The following is a 21,403-nucleotide window of genomic DNA, read 5'->3' as shown; positions in this document are numbered from 1 at the left end:
TTTTCGAGCTGCAAATGTAATTTACAATGTCTTGATTTCCTTACATCTAAGGGATAAAAACCTTCCCTTTCAAGGAAAACCTCCGTGCAGCTTTCAAAATAATCTTTAGCTTTACTGCGCTAAAAATTTGTAATCCATAATTGTTTAAAAAATGAGGAAATTAAGTTCATTGATTTGTGCAGCCCTGCTCTTTCCCGCAGGCCTCTTGGCACAACAAGATGCATCAGTAAAGTATGCTGAAACCATTACCCCTCAAGACATGAGAGCCAAACTGACCATCTTGGCTTCTGATGAATTCGGGGGTAGAGAAACAGGAACAGAAGGACAAAAGAAAGCGTCTCGATTCTTAGAAGACTTTTACCAAAATATCGGCCTTCAAGGGCCCGTAGATGGCACCTACAGACAAAAATTCAATATGTACCAGTCGAACTGGGAGAATGTTTATGTCAGAACAAAAGGCAAAAAAATGAACGGTGACGGATACATTTTTGCCGGATATGCCAACATGGACAAAGAAATGAAGCTTACCACAGCCTATTTGGGTGAAGTGACGGCCGATACCGATTTCACAGCCTACAAAGACATGGGCGTGATCATCATCGGTGGTGGCAGAGAAGTCATGACTAAAATGAACGAGGCCGGTGTCAAAGCTGTGTTCATTGCCAGTGCAGACGATGAGCAATTTGCCAGCAGATTACCGCGATTCACCAGATCAATGATGAACAGCCGACTTCGTTTTGATGAAAAAGTAAGCGAAGAGAACATTACGTTCTATGTATCAAAAGCCATGGCGGCAGAAATGATGAATACCTCTGTTGAGAAATTAGACGATCCTTCTTCCGTAAAGAACAGAACGGTTCGCCTGATGATCAAAGAGAACTTAAATACCATTTCTACAGAAAATATGATGGCCTACCTTGAAGGAACTGACCTGAAAGATGAGGTATTGGTGATCTCATCACATTATGACCACATCGGTCAGAATGAAGACGGTACCGTCATTAACAACGGTGCAGATGACGATGGTTCTGGAACCACAGGTGTTATGGAGATCGCGGAAGCATTCGCACAGGCTGCCAAGGAGGGTCACAGACCACGTCGCAGCATTTTGTTTTTAAATGTAACCGGTGAAGAAAAAGGACTTTTAGGTTCTGCCTACTACGCCGATAACCCGATCTTCCCGATTGAAAATACAGTCAACAACTTAAACATTGACATGATCGGCCGAGTAGACCCTGAGCACGAGGAGTCCGGTAACAGAGATTACGTTTACGTGATTGGATCTGAAAAACTGTCAAGTCACTTGAAGGTCATTTCAGAATATGCCAACATCACCTATACTGGTCTGGACCTAGACTATCGCTACGATGATCCTAACGATAGAAACAGATTCTACTATCGCTCGGATCATTACAATTTTGCAAAAAGTGGTATTCCGATCATTTTCTATTTTAATGGGACACATGCGGATTACCATAGACCTACCGATACAGTCGATAAGATTGCTTTTGACGTCATGGCAAAAAGAGCGCAGTTGGTTTTCCACACCGCTTGGTTATTGGCCAACAGAGACAAAAGAACACCTGTTGACAGAGAAGACGATATGGATTACGGAAGTAGATAAACGCTTCAACAAAAAAGAGCTACTCGACGAGTAGCTCTTTTTTTATTTCTAGTTCTTTTCGAGCTTGACTCGCCCATCTTTTGTACTTATTCGAACCTCAGCACCTCCGGTTCCCAGCTGATACGCCACTCTTGATTCCGTCTCTCTGGTCAACTCAAATGCACTGCTGGCGCTGACGCGTGCATCGTCTCGGGAAATAGTAAAAGTACCTGCTCCACTTAAAACGATCAATTCGATGGTGGCATCTTCTCCATCCAAGTCATACATACCACCATCCATTAGGTGTGTCTCGAGGATGACATCACCATCTTCAGTGATCAACTCAACTTCTCTGAAATTTCCATTGCGAAAATCAAGATCACCATCTTCTACGTTGGCATAAAGCTTCCCATTTCCTCCATCCATGGTCAGATCACCATCTTCTATAGTTATTTCGAAGTCATCTCCTTGGCAATTCAATAGCTCTATGTCACCGTCTTCCGTATCGATTCGAATACGACCATTCACTGATCTGATCAAGTAATCATCGTCCTCTCCGTCTATTTTCAATGAGGCGTTTTGAGGTAACTCTATTGAAATATCGTAGCTCAAACTGCTAACACTGATTCCAAAATTCACACGTGTAGATGAACGGCTTTTCTCTGTGACATATAGATCGCCATCTTTTTCTTCTATCTCCATTTCAAAACTCGCCCGTTTAGTGGTGATCCCTCGAATTTCTTCTACCCTGTCGATCACTACCCGTGCATCTTTCCGATCGCTTCCAGTGATGCGCACCTTCGCATCTTCAGACCTCAGAAAAAGGGTTCCCTCGGTCGCCATTGCATAAACTTCGTCCAAATGGTATTCTCCATCTTCTTGTGCAGCCAGCCAGCTGAATCGGGATTGTTATGAGCAAGCATAAAGCAATAAGTGTTGTTTTCATAGCATCTTCGTTTTGACTAAATGAAACTACGAAAATTCCTGAAAGGAATGCTTAACGCTTTTTTCGTTTTTGACGGAAGTTCTTCTTTGTGGAGGGTTTACCAGGCTTCTTTTTTTTCTCATGAAAGGCGCCCTGATAAGTAGGATCAGCCTTTTTTCGCATATTATCCAAAGCACGAGCCATAAGTTGCTGCTCGTCGAAAGGCGTTTTTTCAATGATCACCTCTTTAGGAATGGGGAACACCTGTATTGCTTCTTGAATGATCTTTTCTATTCTGGGAATATGCACCATCTCCCATTCATTGGCGAATGTAATAGCGACTCCCTCCTGTTTTGCCCTTCCGGTTCTACCGATGCGGTGGACATAATCTTCATAGACAATGGGAAGATCAAAATTGATGACATGAGAGACCATACTAATGTCCATCCCCCGAGAGGTAACATCTGTTGACACAAGCACTCGCACTTCGCCTTCGCTGAACTCTTTAATGGCATTCATGCGCGAATTTTGTCCTTTGTTGGCATGAATCATCCGAACACCACCTTCAATCTTACGCCCCAAGAATTTGCCAATGTCGTTGGCACTGGTTTTTGTCTTGACAAAGACGATCACCCGCTTAAACTCTTCAAATCCTAAGAAGTGCCTCAGTAAATTCAGTTTGGTCTTGTAATTCGGCACTTCGTACAATCGCTGAGCAATGGTCTCAGTAACTGAAGCTTGTGGTGCCACTTCAACGCGCTCAGGAAACTCCAGGAACTCATGCGTCAATTCCACCACATTTTTGGGCATGGTGGCAGAGAACAGTAAGTTTTGGCGTTTGACCGGCACAATTTCTAAGATGTTCCTGATCTGAGGCATAAAGCCCATGTCCATCATTTTGTCCGCTTCATCAAGCACCATGGTCTTAATTTCCTTTGGGATAAAGGCACCCTTTTTATATAAATCCAAAAAGCGACCTGGCGTACTGATGATCACATCTACGCCACCTTCCAGTAAAGCGATCTGTTGCTTTGGACCTAGCCCTCCATAGATTGCCTGAATCCGCAGGTCTGTGTATTTTGATAATTGGATGAAATGTTCATGAATCTGAATGATCAATTCTCGGGTAGGTGCTAGGACCAGCGCACGAGGGTCCATGCCCTGTGCATATTTCAATTTCATGATTAATGGCGTTACGAAGGCCAAGGTTTTGCCTGTACCCGTTTGGGCGATCCCTAATAAATCATGACCGGCAATCGCTAAGGGAATAGCTTTGGCTTGGATCTCAGTAGGTTGCTCAAAGCCTAGTTCTTCAATGGCATTGAGGATTTGCTTATTGAGCTTTAATTCATCAAAATTATTCGCCTTCTCTGCCATTTTTTTCTGAATCTTGCTTGGTTTGTAATGCAATTACGTCAAACCGAACGCAAATTAAAATCTTATGGCTAGAGTACTCATCTTAAATGGTAAAGTCGTTAACGAAAATAAAATAGAAGAGCTCGATCTCTTGATCGATGGACAGCGGATCAGTAAGATAGGCAAGGACCTACAACACGAAGCGGCTGACAAAGTGATCGACGCGAGTGGATTGCACATCATGCCGGGCTTGATCGACGACCAGGTGCATTTTCGTGAACCTGGCTTAACCCATAAAGCTGAGATCTTTACCGAATCACGTGCCGCGGTAGCTGGTGGGATAACCTCTTTCATGGAAATGCCCAATACTGTCCCCAATACCTTGACTCAAGAACTCTTACAGGAAAAATATGACCGGGCAGCAGAGGTCAGTTTAGCAAATTATAGTTTCTTCATGGGCGCTAGCAATGACAACTTGGATGAGGTACTAAAGACCAATCCGAAAACCATTTGCGGGGTGAAAATATTCATGGGATCGTCCACAGGGAATATGCTGGTGGATAATCAAAAAACACTGGAAGGAATTTTCGCCAATTCACCCACCATCATTGCAACGCATTGTGAATCAGAAGAAGTCATCCGAAGAAATACGGCACTTGCGCGTGAAAAATATGGCGAAAACGTACCCATTGCGATGCACCCGGTGATCAGAGACGAGGAAGCATGTTACGCGTCGTCTTCTGCCGCCATCGAATTGGCCAAGCGAACAGGGGCTCGATTACACATTTTACACATCAGTACGGGCAAGGAAACTCACTTGTTTGATAATAGCATACCCTTAAAGGACAAAAAGATCACATCAGAAGCCTGCGTGCATCATTTATGGTTCGAGGAAACCGATTATGCTGAAAAAGGGACATTGATCAAATGGAACCCTGCAGTCAAATCAGCTGAGGATAGAGCGGAGATCAGAAAGGCCGTGAACGACGACCGCATCGATGTTTTGGCCACAGACCATGCCCCTCACACGATGGAGGAAAAGCAAAACAGCTATTTCTCAGCCCCTTCGGGTGGTCCATTGGTTCAGCACCAACTGCCCGCTTTACTCGACCTTTACCATGAAGGTGTTTTTAGTTTAGAGACCATTGCGGCTAAAAGTGCGCATGCCGTAGCCGAACTGTTTGAGATCAAAGACCGAGGTTACATTCGCGAAGGACAGTTTGCCGATCTGGCCATCGTGAATCTGAATAGCCCTTGGGAGGTAACCAAAGCCAATTTGCTCTACAAATGCGGTTGGTCGCCTTTCGAAGGACACCAGTTCAAGTCAGCCGTTGTGCACACCTTTGTTTCAGGACACCATGCCTATGAACAAGGCGTATTGAACGATTCTGTTTTAGGACACCGACTTTCATTTGACCGATAATAATGTAAAAAGAGTTGTTTGCAATTTCAATCCATTGATTTACCTTTGCCAACCCAAACACCTATGGTGTTGAAACGGTGGTTGTAGTTCAGTTGGTTAGAATGCCTGATTGTGGTTCAGGAGGTCGCCGGTTCGAGTCCGGTCTTCCACCCAGAAATAAGCCAGTTACTCAAGTAACTGGTTTTTTTATGCCAAAAAAGGACCCTTTCGGGTCCAACTTTTACTAACCTAGACAAACAAACTGCTCAAGCCTTGCGCATCTTATCAGCGCCAAGCGGAGCATCCGAATTTTTGAACTCAATCTGATCAAAAGCATTGCCCATTAAATGGAAGGCTCTCGCATAACCATGGAGATTCAACAGGAGACGCCCTGCCGAATTGTAAATGATATGAAGTTTCTTCGTTTCATTCTCAAAAAGATCGAAATGAATCATTGAATCCATTCTTCCATAATTGTAAAGAACCTTACCGAATTTGAACAAGGTCTTCTCAATTGTGCATTCGGAAAAGCACTTATTATGACTTATTTCAAGTCTTCTTATTTCGCAGTGTCGAATTGAAATGGTCTGTAAATCGATCAAAGACGAAATGGACAAGTTGGCAATTTGACATCCCACCAATTCAATGTGTTTTAGGCTTAAACGGTCTAAGTTGACTTCGTCAAAACGACAGTTCTTCAGCACAACAACTCGTTTAGCGGCGAGCTGTTGACGATCTAGTTTTTCAAAATCCTGATCATTCAACAAGAATTGCTCATTTGGTGTATTTGGTCTAATCTGAAGACTCATTTCTTCCATCTGCTACGGTTATGGCACAGAGATAACTGGAATAAACACCCTATTCAATACCTACCAATGGGTAAAAACAGGTCTTATAAATAATTTCTATATACTTAGTCAGGCCATAATTAGGAATTGACTCACTAATTCTTTGATTCAAGTCCTTCATCAAAGATGAAGCTACTCTACCACTTTCGAATTCTTACTATATGAAAACAACCAGTATAGCCCAACATATGATCGACCACAATTCAAAAGATTCAAGCGCCCTAAAACAAATTAAATCTTGGATCGACACGAACACGATCTATGACAAAGAAGGCACCATCTGGAGAGTAGGCTTAGCTTGTGGGGAAGACTTGTTGGAAATTCAGGCGAAAGTGATGAAAGACTTGGAGTGTAAGCACTTAAAATCTTGGCGTTTAGATTCCTTTCGAGAAGCCGTTGACACGCTTTCTTCCCTTTGTAAGTATCGCTTCGTGTTCAAATCACCTTATCACCACTACCATACCAAAGGGCACTATTTGTTCGTCTATAAAATTCCAAGCCCATACAAAAAGCATTTTTATCATGTCCTGCATTCCTAATTGGCGATAATTTCCTAAATTATTCTATGCCAAAGGCCTTTGAGCAATTCTTATCAGCTAATCTGGAGCAACAGATCAAGTCACTCTATTTGGACGGATCCTTTGTGGTTTCCATTCGCTACTATGGCTATAAAATCAATTTATACTTGATCCATGATCATTACGTCGAAGTATTCTACAATCACAAACTTGATCGCATCGAAAAAATAAGTCCACTGGATTATGGGCACAGCCGTATGAAGTTTTATGCCGACCAAATTCGTATTTCGTCAATTGCCAGTTAGGGCAGTATAGATCTTTAGCACTTGCGGAATAATCAATTCATCCCCATTATTATTGATCTGCCAATCGGCTAGTTTCTTCCGTTGTGCATCTGACGTTTGCTTCTTCATGATCTGAAGCACTTGCTCTTCTGTTCGTTGTAAGTCTCGCAAAAGCACCCGTTGTATTCTAATTTCCTTTTTGGCTAATACCACGATGTTTTGATCCAATTGCTGATAAGAACCCGTTTCAAAAAGCAAAGCCGCCTCTTTTAACACGACTTGCTCTCCTTGGTGTCGGTGGATAAACTGTTCAAAGTCTTTGGCGACCGCAGGGTGTACCACTCGATTCATTTTGTTCAGCTCTTCTTCATCCGAAAAAACGCGTTCTGCCAAGTAGCTACGATTCAATTGATTCCCGGCATAACTTGCTGCACCAAACAAACTGATGATCTCTTGCTTTAAAGTCTCGTCTTCCACCAACAAGCCTTTCGCACGATCATCTGCATAATAAACTGGAATACCCAGGCTTTCAAAAATTTTACAAACTGTTGATTTACCGGATCCTATGCCACCGGTAACACCGACTTTTAAAGGAGCATTCACTTTTTAATGGCTTTGACTGTAGGGCTTGAAAGGGTAATGTTTTCAATAAGGGACTCTCTTTGGATCACCTCTAGAAGAAGTGTTGAATCCTGAGGGTTCCATCGGTTGTAATCTGCTATGACTGAGATACGGCTGGTATCCGTCGCATCAAAAACAGCCTCCCCTAACTCATATTCGACTTGTACGACCTCAGGATTAGTCTGCCAGGTATCATCAGGAAAATTAACGAGTTGAACAGTTTTACTTTCTGTCATCTTCAAATACTGCATAACCTCAAACGAGAGCGTGACCTTTTCTCTCTTTGCCTGAACAAATTCTGGCAACGCAGGAAGTGAAATTTCTCCTTTGAAGTCTCCATCTACTCCTTCAACGCTGGCCTTGATCATCAGGTCAGCAGGCAGTTCATGCACGATGCGCTCTGGTCCTTCTACAGTGATCGAATCCGGATTTAAACGAAAGCTACCACTGAGGCGATAATCAGCATCCAATTGCACCCCAGTTGGGTCAAACATCAAGTGTAAGCGCCGTTCAACCCTGGGTTGAATATCGTATTTTAAAGAATCTTGAATTAGGAAGTTGATACCAACAGGGTCAAGGTTTCTGCTCAATTCTGCACGCAATTGTGAAGTCAGCATGTAGGTAGAATTATCCGGTTCGTTTAGGGCAATGTTCATCGGATTCATATTGAAACCAAACGACCTTGTCATAAGGTCCCAACCTCCGCCATTTACCTCTATCGGAATACTTGTCGGCATTTCCGAGACAGCAATAAAACGACTGGCGTCGTAATCCCATGTAATGGGGTAATCAATTTGTGAGGTATAGTTGTCTTGATTTAATGCATTAAAAAACCAAAAGGTGGTTGATATGACAATGCACATCAAAACCACCTTTATTCTTTCGTCCTTCTTGCTTGGCGCAGAGAAAGACTTTTTTAAGCGTTCGATTAGCTCTTCAGCATTCACTTAACTTTTGGCTTTTTCAGCTTTCTTCTTGCTATTCTCAAGTGAAATGGCTGTTTTTTCAAAAGTCATTTTGGTGCTTTTATCAACTTCCAGTGTAACTGTTTCTTCATCTTGGGCATACACTTTACCATGTATCCCACCGATCGTTACAATGGTGTCTCCTTTCTTGATCTCATTGATAAAATTCTTCTGATCTTTCTGCTTCTTCTGCTGAGGTCTGATCATAAAAAAATAAAACACCAAGGCGATCCCACCGAATAATAAGAGTTGGGACATCCACCCGCCACCTTGTGGCTGAGACTGCAAGACTATATCAAATATCATATGCTAATTATGGCCTAGGCTCGCTATTCACTTGCACAAATCCTCTCAAGCTCAATCTAGTTTGAGCCGGATTGGTATTTGCCACAACTGTGATCACAGGATTCTGCTGACCATTTTTACCCTTGCTGTCAAATCGAACAACGATCTCACCTGTTCCACCCGGAGGGACTGGTGCTTTCGTATGTTGTGGTACTGTACATCCGCATGAAGCAGAAGTACTCTTGATCAAAAGATCTTCCGTACCCACATTAGTAAATTTGAAGGTGTAATTCACTACTTCGCCTTGCGCAATGTTACCAAAATTGTATAGGGTGTTATCCCACTTAAATGCAGCATTTGCTGACACATTGGTTTCTATGGCTTGAGCAGAAGGTGTACTCACAGGGCTCTGGGTGTTTCTGACCACATTACCGTTTTCCAATTGATTTACTCTTCTTTCAAGATTGGCTAACCTCTTGTCTGTTTCGGCATCACCGCATGAGCCCAGCAATAAGACAAAGGCCAATGCTCTCATTAACGTTAGTTTTGATTTCATGGCTATTTTAAATTTAATCTGTTTCTGTTGATTTGATTTGTCCGATCAGCTCGTCGACATCATGGAGTAATTGCTCTGCCTTTTGCTTTGCTTCCTCCACTACTTTTTGGCCTTTTTCTTTGGCCATAGAAGACACCTCCACTTTTCCGTTGATCAGGTCTTCTAATAAAGTCTCTAACTGTTTTTTGTATTTATCGAGTTGATAAGAGAGTTTATCTCTTGTGTTCACTCCTTTATCCGGGGCATAGAGAATGCCGACAATGGCACCTGCTGCTGCTCCTAATACAAAAGCGAATAAATTGCTTGATCCTTTACTCATTTACTTATTGTCTAAAAGTCCTCTTCCTGTTTTCTTCAAACGACCTTTTTCCTTGAACTCGTTTGATACTACATCCAATATACCATTCACAAATTGCTTGCTCTTTGGCGTGCTGTAATTTTTTGAGAGCTCAATATACTCATTTATAGTGACCTTAACGGGTATACTGCCAAAATTCAGCATTTCAGATATTGCCATTTTCAATATGATCTGATCCGTAACGGCCAAACGTTCAATCTCCCAATTTTTGGTTTTTGCAGCGATGATCTCGCTATATTCTTTGTCATGGTCGATGCTCCAATCAAAAATTTGCTCAAAGAACTCCTTATCCTCTTCCCAGTTATTCGAAAAGTCAGGAAGGTCAAATTCCTTGGGGTCATCATCCGCTTCTAAATCACGTATCGTTCTAGCCACCAAACTGCGAATGATCGACTTATTCTCCACCCATCTGATGTCCTTTTCCTCGAAATAAGACAACATCACGTCTGCCTTGAACAGCACCTGCTTCACCAAGTACTCAGCGATTTCCTTGTCCTTTTCAAAATCTGGATTTGCTGTTCTTCGGTAAACGGCATACTCTTCGTCACGTTTAATGACATCCTTGTACCAGTGCTTGACCGTATCTTCTTCTGAAGACCAATCAATGTTTCGCTTTAACGCAGCCATTTGGAATTTAGACGACTTTCGGAAGTAGTCGATGACCTTATTCTTAGACAAATTATAATCGCCGGTCTGCATCTTTTCCGGTGAGAGCTTCGATTTTTTGTCTGCCTCCGTTTTACTTAAGTCACTCCAGGCAATCAACAAACTAATGCTCCACAAAAAATAGTCATTCAAGGATTCAGCATCCAAGATCATGGCTTTCTTTAATCGCTCACGATCGGACTTGGCATTGGATAAAAAGTTTTTGTAGGCTATCTGGGCTGCTCTCTCGGCCTCAACCGAGGCTTCGAAGTTCTCTGGTAAGGGTATCGCCTGGATCTTATTCGCAAATAAGCTCTTGGCTTCCTTTTTTTGAGTCTTCAACAGCTCTTTATCCTGCGGCTCCATTGAATTAAGATCGGGCTTAAACTCCTCTTCCAATTCGGCAAGTCCGAGGTTGAAATTTGCTTCTCTGCATTGATAATAGGCAAACAGAGACTGCATGGCCTTGACTCTCAAAGATCTTCTGTTAAGCATTTTGCTAGCTTGTGTATCAGTAAAGTAAAAATTCCCTTCCCTATTTTCCTAGGCAAGGGAGAGTAAATTTAGAAGGAGAGCTTCACTCTACCTACATCCTCTATTCGTTTTTCAGCAATCTGCATTGCCGCTTGCTGCGTTGGAATATTTTCTTCACTTGCTAAGTTCAGAATATTCAACGTCGTATCATAAATTTTCTCAGTCCAAGACATGGCCAATTCACGATTGTAATTGCCCATCAACTCTGAGGAGATATTGATGATACCTCCTGCATTGACTACGAAATCAGGCGCATAAACGCGTTGCTCATTCATTATGCGCTGTCCATGCACTTTTTCATCAGCCAATTGGTTGTTAGCACCTCCACAAATGACCGGTGCTTTTATGCGATTCAAGGTATCATCATTCAAGGTTGCGCCCATAGCACATGGCGCATAGATATCAACATCTAAATCGTAAATCTCCTCATTCCCAACAACAGTAGCACCTGTATTCTTGGCGATCATTTGCAAGCGCTCCTCATTGATGTCTGTAATGAACACTTTTGCTCCTTCTTTGGTCAGGTGCTCGACAAGGTACATGCCTACTTGGCCAACCCCTTGTACAGAAACTTTCTTCCCTTCTAGTGAATCACTGCCAAAGCCTTTTTTGGCCGAAGCTTTCATCCCCATGTAAACACCGTAGGCTGTTACGGGTGATGGATCTCCACTTCCGCCCATTTCCACCGGTAGGCCTGTGACATGCTTGGTTTCCATCCCAATGTACTGCATGTCGCTTGTCTTCATGTTCATGTCTTCAGCAGTAATGTATTTACCGCCTAGACTGTTGACGAACTTTCCAAAGCGTCTAAGAAAGGCTTCATTTTTTAATTGCTTCGGATCTCCAATGATCACGGCTTTGCCGCCTCCTAAATTGAGTCCGGAAACTGCAGCCTTGTAGGTCATGCCTCGAGAAAGTCGTAGCACATCAATTGCTGCTGCTTCTTCCGAAGCATAATTCCACATTCTGGTTCCACCCAATGCAGGACCTAATACCGTATTGTGAATCCCAATGATGGCTTTTAAACCCGTGGCCTCATCATGGCAATAGACCACTTGCTCATGGCCCAATTTTGCGGCTTCAGAAAAAACCGAAATGCTGCCGACTTTTTCTAATTCTTGAATACCTTCCATTCTATTTCGTCAGTTTCCTTTATTTTTGCCCTTCAGCATCTATGAAAGGGCTTTTCCTCGGGCGCAAATGTAATTAATTCAACCATATATTCTAAAGAATAAGGGTTGAAGGGCAACCAATCATCAATTGATGCTGTTTGAAAGAACGTGAAAGAACTCAGTCACTTAAATAAGTACTTATTCAAGTACAAAAATCTCCTGATCCTTGGCATCATATTCTTGGTGATCTCCAACTATTTTGCGGTATGGCCGGCTCGGGTGGTTCGTTATGCGCTTGACTACGTGACTGAAAGCTTTGGTCTTTATCGCTCCTTTGAAGGCAGCAGCCTGAGCGAAGTGTTATTTGATGAATTTCAAGTCGGCATTCTCATCATTGGGGGATTGATGATCCTGATGGCCTTGTTGCGTGGGTTCTTTCTGTTTCTTGTCAGGCAAACCATCATTGTGATGTCGCGCAAGATCGAATATGACCTCAAGAATGAGGTCTATGAGCAGTACCAAAACCTACCGCTGAGTTTCTATCGAAAAAACAACACGGGTGACCTGATGAACCGAATCTCAGAAGATGTCACTCGGGTGCGCATGTATTTGGGACCCGGCATAATGTACGGCATCAACTTGTTGATTCTGTTTCCCATGGTGATCTATGAAATGCTCCGGGTCAATGCAGAGTTGACCTTTTATGCACTCTTGCCCCTTCCTTTACTCTCGGCTAGCATTTACTTTGTCAATAACATCATCAATAAACGCTCTGAAGAGATTCAAGAAAGCTTGTCCGATTTGTCCACCCATGTACAAGAAGCTTTTTCCGGCATTAGAGTCATCAAAGCCTTCGTACGTGAAATGGATTCGGCCAGGCACTTTAGCCGACAAAGTGAGGAGTACAAAGACAAATCACTTAAACTCACTTTTGTCAATGCCCTGTTTTTCCCTTTGATCATGGCCCTCATTGGCCTCAGCATCATCCTCACCATTTACATCGGAGGCACCAAGGTCATCAACGGTGAGATCACCTACGGAAACATTGCCGAATTTGTACTTTATGTGAACATGTTGACTTGGCCGGTAACCGCTTTGGGATGGATCACAAGTATCATTCAGCGAGCTGCCGCTTCACAAAAACGAATCAATCAATTCTTAATAGAGGAAAATCACATTCAAAGTACTGAAAACCTGCAAAAAGAGATTGATGGCAAGTTAGTTTTTGATAACGTCAGCTTTACATATCCTGACTCAGGTATCAAGGCGCTAAAAAACATTTCATTCAGTGTCAACCCCGGTGAATCTATCGCCATCATCGGAACCACGGGATCTGGAAAGAGCACCATCGCCAACTTAATCCTGCGCTTATACGACAGTGTAAGTGGTCAAATAAGCATTGATGACAGAGAAATCGCAGCATACAACACCTCTTCGCTGCGTTCGCAAATGGGCTATGTGCCGCAAGATGTTTTCTTATTTTCGGATAGCATCAAAAACAACATTTCCTTCGGAGGAGAAGCCATCAGCCAAGAAGAAATTATTCAGGCAGCGAAAGATGCGGATCTCTACGACAACATTGCAGATTTTCCTGCCGGTTTCGAAACCATGCTGGGGGAAAGAGGAATCACCTTATCTGGGGGGCAAAAACAACGGACCTCAATAGCTCGGGCTATTGTCAGGAACCCGAAAATCTTGATCATGGATGATGCCCTAAGTGCCGTTGACACCAATACCGAAAACACCATCTTACAAAGTCTTGCCAGAATTATGAAAGGCAGAACCTCTGTGATCATTTCGCACCGCGTTTCTTCTGCTAAGTTGGCTGATAAGATCATTGTTTTAGACGACGGTGAGATCATTGAGCATGGGACGAATGACTCGCTGCTGGCTCAAAATGGTGTGTACAAGGAACTCTATGAAAAACAGCTGCAGCAAGAGGACGCAGTTGATTAGAAAGCTACTTAGGTGATCAACTGAAACGAATGCAGCGCGTCTTTATTTTGCCTGATACCGATTGCATTCTTCCAAATCAACCAATAACCTCGGCTTAACGCGCCGGCATATCGATCAACAATTCGCGTTCACCAAGGTATTGTTCAATGGTAAAATCCTGCAATCTGATGCTATACTCAGCCGCTTTTTCTCTGAGTGTATTTTCAATGGTCTGAGGACTGGGCATCACAATATTGTGTGCCTCAATGGTCGCACGCATCGCTCGAAAAGCGGGTATGGTCAAGCGATCGTAATCTACAGGTAAGGCATCGATGCCCTGATTCAGTAAAATACCCACGAATAACTTGACCTGTCCTTCGGCCAACGTCGTGTCGTTGTAATGAACCAAGGTAAGAATCCCGTCTAATTGACCGTTGGCCAGAAGATTCCTTGCTTCAAAAAAATAAGCCTCTATTTCGCTGCTCTTCGCTTTCCCTTCAAAATGACGACCCACTAAATTGTAGTCTCTAACATTTTCGACGGAATACTCCACTTTATTCAAGCCGCCAAGGTAAACGTAGAGCGACACAAGTATGACTGCTGTCACCAGCATTGTCAGGCCGATATATTTCTTCTTACTCATCTTTAAACAACTACTTCGTTGAATTGCATTTGATACAAATTGGCATAAAACCCATTCAAGGCCAATAGTTCCTTGTGCGTACCGCTTTCTTTGATCTCTCCTTTGTCCAACACAATGATTCGATCTGCATTCTGAATAGTTGAAAGGCGATGCGCAATCACAATGGATGTCCTGCCTTTCATCATCACTTCAATGGCTTGCTGAATGAGGGCCTCCGTCTCGGAATCGACTGAAGAGGTGGCTTCATCCAACACGATGATCTTAGGATCATAAACCATAGCCCGTACAAATGAGATCAACTGACGCTGGCCAACGCTTAAGGTAGCGCCTCGCTCCATCACATTGTATTCATATCCTCCCGGTAAGCGCTCAATGAATTTTCTGGCCCCAACCAGATCTGCCGCCTCATTGATCTTTTCGTCAGTAATGTCGTTGTTGCCCAAGGTAATGTTCTGACGAATCGTGTCAGAAAACAGAAAAACATCTTGTAGCACGACCCCAATATTTTGACGCAATGCCCCTAAATCAAACTCTTTAACGTCGTGGCCATCAATGCTGATCTTTCCTTTGTTGATGTCATAAAACCGAGAAAGCAAATTGATCACGGAACTTTTTCCTGCGCCCGTTGCACCCACCAACGCAACGGTTTCCCCTTCTTTGACCTCGAAACTCAGGTCTTTCAGCACGTAGTTTTCGTCATTGTAGGCAAACCATACGTTTTGGAAACTAACGTCTCCTCTTATTTCTTCCGGAGCGTGGCTCCCGTTATCGTCGATGTGGTCGTTATTATCCAGTAAATCAAAGATCCTATTCGAACTGACGATACCCATTTGAAGTGTATTGAAACGGTCCGCGATCATACGAATGGGCCTAAAGAACATCTGGATGTACATGATGAAGGCAATGATGGTTCCTGGTCCCTCTGTCACATCCACTAGAATGCTCCGTGCACCATACCAGACGGCCATACCGATGGCAATGGCTTGAATGATCTCAGCCACAGGAAAGTAAATGGCATAATACAATACGGATCGAATATGGGCCCTTCTGTGTTCTGCGTTGATCTTTTTGAATTTGTCGAACTCGCGCTCTTCTGCATTAAAAATTTGCACTATGCTCATTCCGGTTACATGCTCTTGCACATAGGAATTGAGGTTAGAAACTGCATTTCTCACTTGGTTAAAAGTGACCTTGATCTTCTCCTTGAAAATGTATGTACTCAAGATCAACAATGGAAGAGTAGACAAACTGACCAAAGTTAACTTCCAATCGAGATAAAGCATAAAGCCCATGAGGAAGACAAGTTGCAAGAGGTCTCCAATAAGGGCAGCAATGCCGTCGGAGAACACATTGGCCAAGGTTTCAATATCAGATACATTTCGGGTAACCAATCGACCAATTGGGGTTTTATCAAAAAATTTGAGTTTCAATTTGATCAGGTGCTGATAGAGTTGCGTCCGAATGTCACGAATGATGACTTGACCAAACCAACCTGCCAAGTAGGTATGAGAATACTGGGCGATCGCTAAGATGATCAGGTGAACAACCAGGATTCCCATCATAAAGACTAAGCCGGGATAATCACCTGCGGGAACATATTCGTCGATCGCCTTTTGGACTATGATCGGTCGAATGGGAGTCAAAACGGCTAAAAACAGCGTAAGAAAAACTAAAAAGTAGAAATGCTTCATGTAAGGCTTAGCAAACCTGAAGAGTCTTTTCAGTACCTGAAAATCGACTACGTTTCCGCTTTTTACTTTGGTCTTCTCTTGTTCCAATTAGCGATATATTTCCAATGGGTATTCTACTTTATTTAAATAAAGACCATCGGGCGATGCGGCTTTACCAGCCTGCCTTCTGTCTTTCGCCTCTCGTATAGCAACAAACTCCTCCACACTAAGTTTTCCTCGCCCAACCTCTATCAATGTTCCAACCAGCGCACGGATCATTCCTCTCAAGAAACGGTCTGCCCGCACATGAAAAACCAACTCATCCTTGTTTCGTTCCCATTTGGCCACGCGAAGGTCGCAAATAAAATGATTGACCTCTGTTTTCACCTTACTAAAACTTTCAAAATCATAGGTACCAACGAGCGTTTGGCTGGCCTCGTTGAGCAGGTCCATGTCTAACTTATGTCGAATATAGAGCCATTCATGAGCGCCAAAAGGCGATCGTTCGGTTTTGATTCGGTAAATATAGCCACGTTCAATGGCATCGAAACGCGCATGGGCCGTTGGTTGCACCTCGCAGCATGTCTTCACCACCACATCATTTGGCAGCATGGCATTAAGCTTAAAGGCAATTTGCTCCGGAGGCATGAGCTCTTCCGCATCGAAATGCGCCACTTGTTGCAAGGCATGAACCCCTGTATCAGTTCTTCCGCTTCCCGTTAGCGGGGTTGGCGTCCGAAAGAGTTTGGTCAAGGCGCCCTCTAGTTCTGCCTGCACCGTGTGCGCATTGGGCTGAATCTGCCAACCGTGGTAGTTAGTGCCCTTGTAAGAAATGTCTAGGAAGTAGCGCATGGTTAAGCTTGAAACTTCAAATTTAGCAGAAGGATTGGAATCTGACTTGAGTTGAGCGTTTGAGTTTGTAAGTCCGGTACGTGGTGCATGGTGAAAGAAAAACTAATTCCTAATGCTAAAAAGTCACTTCTCTTTTAAGAATGGTAGATCGCAATAAATGACTACCTATATTTGCAGCAAAATTGAGAAAATGATACAGCGCGTTCAGACAGTTTTACTTTTGTTAGTGGCAATTGCCATGGCCATGGTGGCTTTTTCAAACATTTGGGGTGAATTGGATGCAGCAAATGATCAACTGCGTTTGCTTTCTGGATTCAAATTAGAATTGATCGACACCAATGGAACCCTCAACGACACCTCAGATGATGTCGTATTGAGCAGCGAGTCGAAATGGTATATTGGAGTTCTAGGTTTTTTAGCTTCCATCATTGCGTTTGCTTCGATCTTCTCCTTTAAGAATAGGTTAACCCAAATGAAACTTGGCGCACTCAATGCCCTGATCATGGCGGCCACCTTAGGCATTAGTTTTTACATCATTTATCAAAACGAACCATTGATCGAAGGACAAGGAAGTATCACCACAGGGTTTTATCTGCCTGCTGGCGCCATGCTGCTCAATTTGCTCTCTAACCGTTTCATTCGTAAAGATGAGAAGCTCGTCAGGTCAGTCGATCGTTTAAGATAAACTTGACCTTTTGATCAAAGGAGCTACTACAACATACTATTTTTTAATTCAGCTTAAGTAAACTGATCCTAAACAGGATATTCTCATTGGGAGCAATGTTGCCTGAACTTGAACCTCTGTTTTGGTAGGCGTAGACCGAAGGAATGTAAAAATCTCCGGACCCTCCTTCATTCAGTAATTGGGTGCCACGCTGAAAGCCTGCGATCAAATTTCTTGTCCCCAATACAAAAACCAACGGAGCGTAACTTCTATTTTCATTGTAGATATTCCCTTCGCGTGCCACTTCCTCCACCGATGTATCCAGCAGTTCGCCCTCGAAATTATAGAGTTCGTAATCCACGGAAACACTATCGCCGACTTCCGGATAAACCTCTTCCGGACCTTCTGATAAAATCACGTATCGAATACCTGTAAGGGAATCCTCTTTTGCACTTATTCCTTCTCCGCTCAAATAGTCGGCAATTACTTGCTTGTCAATTGCCCATTGCGCTTCAGCATCGTACACCTCAAAATCATCATCATTATTACATGCGACAAGTGCGAGCACTGCCAAGCTCAACATCCACTTCTTCATCATTCCTTTCATTTATTGGTGTAAAATTAACGATGAAAAGTGACAAGCCGTCTGTTAGTCATCAACAATCGTTGGACAGGAACAAAAACTGACAATATCTTCCTACGGTTTGACAATCTGTCACACTTTTTACCTTGGTATGGCATTTGACTTTGGAGGAAGCAGTTCAACAAACTGACAAAACGTTATGCAAGAAAAAGGTACTATCTCGATACACACCGAGAATATTTTCCCGATCATTAAAAAGTTCCTTTACTCCGATCATGAGATCTTTTTAAGAGAATTAGTGTCAAATGCTGTGGATGCCACACAAAAGATCAAGCGTTTGGCTTCACTTGGAGAATATACAGGAGACCTGGGAGAAACTCGTGTAGAAGTTAGCGTCAACAAGAAGAAAAAAACCATCACCATCAGCGATTCTGGTATTGGAATGACTGCTGAGGAGATCAAAAAGTACATCAATCAGATTGCTTTCTCCGGAGCGACTGAATTTGTAGAGAAATTCAAAGACGCGGGAGACGCGAAAGAGATCATCGGTAAGTTTGGATTGGGTTTCTATTCCGCCTTTATGGTAGCCGATAAAGTAGAGATCGACTCTCTATCCTATCAAGAAGGTGCTGAGCCGGCTAAGTGGATCTGCGATGGCTCTACCGAATTTGAAATCAAAGATGGCAAACGAAAGAAGAGAGGAACCACCATCACTCTTCACGTGAACAAAGACTCCGAAGAGTTTTTAGATGACTTTAAAATTCAGGGAATTCTGGACAAATATGCAAAGTTCTTACCGGTAGAAGTAAAATTCGGTGAGAAAGATGAGCAAGTACAGGATGGTGAAGACAAGGATGGTAAACCGAAATACAAAACCGTCAAGAAGGACAACATCATCAACAATACCGATCCGATCTGGACCAAATCGCCTTCGGATCTGACGGATGAGGATTATTTGAAATTCTACAAGGAGCTTTATCCTTTCTCAGAAGACCCTTTGTTCTGGATCCACTTGAATGTTGACTATCCATTTGAACTTACTGGTATCTTGTATTTCCCGAAATTGAAGAACGATTTCGAGATGCAGAAGAATAAGATTCAACTTTATTCTCGCCAGGTGTTCATCACTGATGAGGTGAAAGATGTAGTACCAGAATTCCTAATGCTTCTTCACGGTGTCATTGACTCTCCAGACATTCCGTTGAACGTTTCTCGTTCCTATCTACAGTCGGATGGTGCGGTTAAAAAGATCAATACCTACATCACCAAAAAAGTCGCAGATAAACTGGGTGAGTTGTTCAAAAAAGAACGTGAATCTTACGAGAGCAAATGGAATGATATCGGACTTTTTGTGAAGTACGGAATGATCTCAGAAGAGAAATTCTATGAAAAGGCCAAAGACTTTGCCTTAGTGAAAAACACAGCAGGTAAGGCCTTTACGCTCGATGAGTACGCGAAGCAGATCGAAACGAACCAAACGGACAAAGACGGCAACAAGATCTGGTTATACGCATCAGATCCAGCTCGTCAGGACAGTTTTGTACAAGCAGCGACAGACAAAGGCTACGATGTTTTGGTCTTTGACTCGCCGATCGATTCGCATTTCATCAACCACATGGAAATGAAATTGGAGAAAACCCAGATCAAACGTGTGGATGCAGACAACCTCAACAAACTCATTGAGAAAGATGAAAAAGTAGACTTGGTGCTGTCTGATGATGACAAGGAAAAGCTCAAAGGCATTTTTGACGGAGCGATCGATAACAAAAATTACACGGTGAATATCGAGGCACTCTCTCCTTCTGATGCACCTGTTACCGTGACCATGCCTGAATTCATGAGAAGAATGAAGGAAATGCAGGCCACCGGAGGTGGAGGCGGGTTCAACATGTTCGGCTCCATGCCAGACAGCTACGACGTATCAGTGAACGGTAACCACCCATTAGCAGATAAGATCTTGAAGGCTGATGGCGATGACGGCCAAAAAGGAATTGCCAAACAGGCTTTTGATCTTGCACTACTATCGCAAGGATTGCTAGAAGGCAAAGACCTTACCGAATTCATTAAGAAAAGCACAGAGCTCTTAACGAAATAAGGACACCACCTTTTCGAAAAAGGCCAGTCAGTTGACTGGCCTTTTTTATTCCCCCGCATTTATCACTTGGAAAGGCTTACCCGTCACTTTTATGGCCTCCTCCTTCGTATATTTCCATCTTCTGTGTGACCACAAATAATCCGATGGCCTTGCTGTGATGGTTTCTTCAAGCTTCTTTGCATACCGGCGAATCACGTCGCCTTCACTTAGCTCGGAAGTGCCTTCATACAACTCTTCAAAGCTAATTTCATAAAAGCCACGTTTCGTTTTTCGCATGTCTAAATAGAAAACCGGTGTTTTGAGCAACTTGGAAAATTTTTCTGCTCCTCTATAAAAAGCAGTCTCTTGATTTAAAAAATTGATCCAATATTTTTCCGCTCCTCTTGAGGGAATTTGATCACTAATGATACCAATGACCTGTTGATCATTTTTGGTTTTGACCAAGTACCTTAAGGCACTGTCCTTTTCCACCAAATTCACCCCTCCTTTGCTTCTGATGTCGTGCATCAATTGACCAAAAACAGGGTCCTTGATGCGCTTGTACAATACACTTAAGGGAGCATCAATTGACACATTCACTCCTCCTGCTGCCCATTCCCAATTGGCAACATGTCCCGTCATCAATAGGATCGATTGGCCTCGATTTAAATAAGGCGCTAATACTTCTGGGTTCGTTGCGCTTACTCTCTTGCGCCAATCTTCATCTTGGAAGTGTTTCGCCTTCAGCGTTTCAACAAGCACTTGAAAGAAATGACGGTAAAAGCTTCGCGCCTTCTGGCTGATCTCTTTAGCACTCGCTTCGGGGAAGGAGTTGTTCAAATTGGTAAACACAATGGCACGACGGTATTTGGTCACGTAATAAGCCAACCATGCCATGAAATCTCCTACTAAGTAGAGGAATCCAAAAGGCAAACGTGAAAAAAAGTTGACTACAACGTACAACATGTCA

Annotated in this window: 22 protein-coding genes and 1 tRNA gene; 8 read left to right on the top strand and 15 right to left on the bottom strand. The window is 43.1% G+C overall.

From position 1 onward, the window contains the following. Positions 1–151: 151 nt before the first annotated feature. The gene (locus tag AC2D6U_RS14215) at positions 152–1,624 is read left to right on the top strand and encodes a M28 family peptidase (RefSeq protein WP_484721653.1); all 1,473 of its coding nucleotides are present in this window, start codon (positions 152–154) and stop codon (positions 1,622–1,624) included. A 48-nt stretch (positions 1,625–1,672) separates the two neighbouring features. Here AC2D6U_RS14215 and AC2D6U_RS14210 read toward each other — a convergent pair whose 3' ends face one another. Together AC2D6U_RS14210 and AC2D6U_RS14205 are read right to left on the bottom strand one after the other, a co-directional pair. Further along, positions 1,673–2,446 (bottom strand): DUF4097 family beta strand repeat-containing protein, encoded by a 774-nt coding sequence (locus tag AC2D6U_RS14210; RefSeq protein WP_484721652.1) that lies wholly within the window; start codon positions 2,444–2,446, stop codon positions 1,673–1,675. Between the two features lie 154 nt (positions 2,447–2,600). Continuing rightward, entirely contained in the window at positions 2,601–3,905 is a 1,305-nt protein-coding gene (locus tag AC2D6U_RS14205; protein ID WP_484721651.1) for a DEAD/DEAH box helicase, read from the bottom strand. Between the two features lie 64 nt (positions 3,906–3,969). On the opposite strand from AC2D6U_RS14205, the gene AC2D6U_RS14200 reads away from it, so the two are divergent. Both AC2D6U_RS14200 and AC2D6U_RS14195 read left to right on the top strand, forming a co-directional pair. Further along, positions 3,970–5,307, top strand: a complete 1,338-nt coding sequence (locus tag AC2D6U_RS14200) for a dihydroorotase (RefSeq protein WP_484721650.1) — start codon at positions 3,970–3,972, stop codon at positions 5,305–5,307. 76 nt (positions 5,308–5,383) lie between these two features. Then, positions 5,384–5,459, top strand: a tRNA-His gene (locus AC2D6U_RS14195). A 93-nt stretch (positions 5,460–5,552) separates the two neighbouring features. Here AC2D6U_RS14195 and AC2D6U_RS14190 read toward each other — a convergent pair. Continuing rightward, complete coding sequence (locus tag AC2D6U_RS14190; RefSeq protein WP_484721649.1) at positions 5,553–6,095, bottom strand: hypothetical protein; 543 nt, start codon at positions 6,093–6,095, stop codon at positions 5,553–5,555. A 200-nt stretch (positions 6,096–6,295) separates the two neighbouring features. On the opposite strand from AC2D6U_RS14190, the gene AC2D6U_RS14185 reads away from it, so the two are divergent. Beyond that, positions 6,296–6,673: a hypothetical protein gene (locus tag AC2D6U_RS14185; protein WP_484721648.1), complete on the top strand. Its 378-nt coding sequence runs from the start codon at positions 6,296–6,298 to the stop codon at positions 6,671–6,673. A 26-nt stretch (positions 6,674–6,699) separates the two neighbouring features. After that, positions 6,700–6,957 carry a hypothetical protein gene (locus AC2D6U_RS14180; RefSeq protein ID WP_484721647.1) on the top strand — a complete coding sequence of 86 codons (258 nt, stop codon included), beginning with the start codon at positions 6,700–6,702 and terminating at the stop codon, positions 6,955–6,957. On the opposite strand, the gene coaE is transcribed toward AC2D6U_RS14180, so the two are convergent. The 7 genes from coaE to AC2D6U_RS14145 form a co-directional block, all read right to left on the bottom strand. Further along, on the bottom strand, positions 6,943–7,539 hold the full coding sequence (gene coaE, locus AC2D6U_RS14175) for a dephospho-CoA kinase (RefSeq protein WP_484721646.1): 597 nt from the start codon (positions 7,537–7,539) through the stop codon (positions 6,943–6,945). The two genes, AC2D6U_RS14180 and coaE, sit on opposite strands and share 15 nt — an antisense overlap. Continuing rightward, positions 7,536–8,420, bottom strand: a complete 885-nt coding sequence (locus AC2D6U_RS14170; protein WP_484721645.1) for a YbbR-like domain-containing protein — start codon at positions 8,418–8,420, stop codon at positions 7,536–7,538. The genes coaE and AC2D6U_RS14170 overlap by 4 nt, the downstream gene beginning before the upstream one ends. A gap of 84 nt (positions 8,421–8,504) precedes the next feature. Next, the gene (yajC, locus tag AC2D6U_RS14165) at positions 8,505–8,828 is read right to left on the bottom strand and encodes a preprotein translocase subunit YajC (RefSeq protein WP_484721644.1); all 324 of its coding nucleotides are present in this window, start codon (positions 8,826–8,828) and stop codon (positions 8,505–8,507) included. Positions 8,829–8,835: 7 nt separating this feature from the next. Next, positions 8,836–9,363: a DUF1573 domain-containing protein gene (locus AC2D6U_RS14160; protein ID WP_484721643.1), complete on the bottom strand. Its 528-nt coding sequence runs from the start codon at positions 9,361–9,363 to the stop codon at positions 8,836–8,838. A gap of 13 nt (positions 9,364–9,376) precedes the next feature. Next, on the bottom strand, positions 9,377–9,682 hold the full coding sequence (locus AC2D6U_RS14155) for a YtxH domain-containing protein (protein WP_484721642.1): 306 nt from the start codon (positions 9,680–9,682) through the stop codon (positions 9,377–9,379). After that, positions 9,683–10,828 (bottom strand): transcription antitermination factor NusB, encoded by a 1,146-nt coding sequence (gene nusB / locus AC2D6U_RS14150; RefSeq protein WP_484721641.1) that lies wholly within the window; start codon positions 10,826–10,828, stop codon positions 9,683–9,685. Between the two features lie 101 nt (positions 10,829–10,929). Beyond that, positions 10,930–12,033, bottom strand: coding sequence for a Glu/Leu/Phe/Val dehydrogenase dimerization domain-containing protein (locus tag AC2D6U_RS14145; RefSeq protein WP_484721640.1), 1,104 nt, complete (start codon positions 12,031–12,033; stop codon positions 10,930–10,932). A 147-nt stretch (positions 12,034–12,180) separates the two neighbouring features. Here AC2D6U_RS14145 and AC2D6U_RS14140 point away from each other — a divergent pair, with 147 nt between their 5' ends. Continuing rightward, complete coding sequence (locus AC2D6U_RS14140; RefSeq protein WP_484721639.1) at positions 12,181–13,968, top strand: ABC transporter ATP-binding protein; 1,788 nt, start codon at positions 12,181–12,183, stop codon at positions 13,966–13,968. Positions 13,969–14,062: 94 nt separating this feature from the next. Here the strand turns inward: AC2D6U_RS14140 and AC2D6U_RS14135 are convergent, their stop codons facing one another. From AC2D6U_RS14135 to truA, 3 genes are read right to left on the bottom strand one after another with little or no spacing between them, the layout of a single operon-like run. Next, entirely contained in the window at positions 14,063–14,590 is a 528-nt protein-coding gene (locus tag AC2D6U_RS14135; RefSeq protein ID WP_484721638.1) for a hypothetical protein, read from the bottom strand. Positions 14,591–14,592: 2 nt separating this feature from the next. After that, positions 14,593–16,368: an ABC transporter ATP-binding protein gene (locus AC2D6U_RS14130; RefSeq protein ID WP_484721637.1), complete on the bottom strand. Its 1,776-nt coding sequence runs from the start codon at positions 16,366–16,368 to the stop codon at positions 14,593–14,595. Next, the gene (truA, locus tag AC2D6U_RS14125; RefSeq protein ID WP_484721636.1) at positions 16,369–17,112 is read right to left on the bottom strand and encodes a tRNA pseudouridine(38-40) synthase TruA; all 744 of its coding nucleotides are present in this window, start codon (positions 17,110–17,112) and stop codon (positions 16,369–16,371) included. A gap of 190 nt (positions 17,113–17,302) precedes the next feature. On the opposite strand from truA, the gene AC2D6U_RS14120 reads away from it, so the two are divergent. After that, the gene (locus AC2D6U_RS14120) at positions 17,303–17,797 is read left to right on the top strand and encodes a DUF4293 domain-containing protein (protein ID WP_484721635.1); all 495 of its coding nucleotides are present in this window, start codon (positions 17,303–17,305) and stop codon (positions 17,795–17,797) included. Between the two features lie 43 nt (positions 17,798–17,840). Here AC2D6U_RS14120 and AC2D6U_RS14115 read toward each other — a convergent pair whose 3' ends face one another. Next, positions 17,841–18,374 (bottom strand): FKBP-type peptidyl-prolyl cis-trans isomerase, encoded by a 534-nt coding sequence (locus AC2D6U_RS14115; protein ID WP_484721634.1) that lies wholly within the window; start codon positions 18,372–18,374, stop codon positions 17,841–17,843. Between the two features lie 184 nt (positions 18,375–18,558). Here AC2D6U_RS14115 and htpG point away from each other — a divergent pair, with 184 nt between their 5' ends. Continuing rightward, positions 18,559–20,454 carry a molecular chaperone HtpG gene (htpG, locus tag AC2D6U_RS14110; protein WP_484721633.1) on the top strand — a complete coding sequence of 632 codons (1,896 nt, stop codon included), beginning with the start codon at positions 18,559–18,561 and terminating at the stop codon, positions 20,452–20,454. 45 nt (positions 20,455–20,499) lie between these two features. Here htpG and AC2D6U_RS14105 read toward each other — a convergent pair whose 3' ends face one another. Beyond that, positions 20,500–21,399, bottom strand: a complete 900-nt coding sequence (locus tag AC2D6U_RS14105) for a lysophospholipid acyltransferase family protein (RefSeq protein WP_484721632.1) — start codon at positions 21,397–21,399, stop codon at positions 20,500–20,502. Positions 21,400–21,403 lie beyond the last annotated feature (4 nt).

The organism is Roseivirga sp. YIW32 (assembly GCF_057219245.1).
This window is presented reverse-complemented; position numbering and strand designations above follow the sequence as displayed.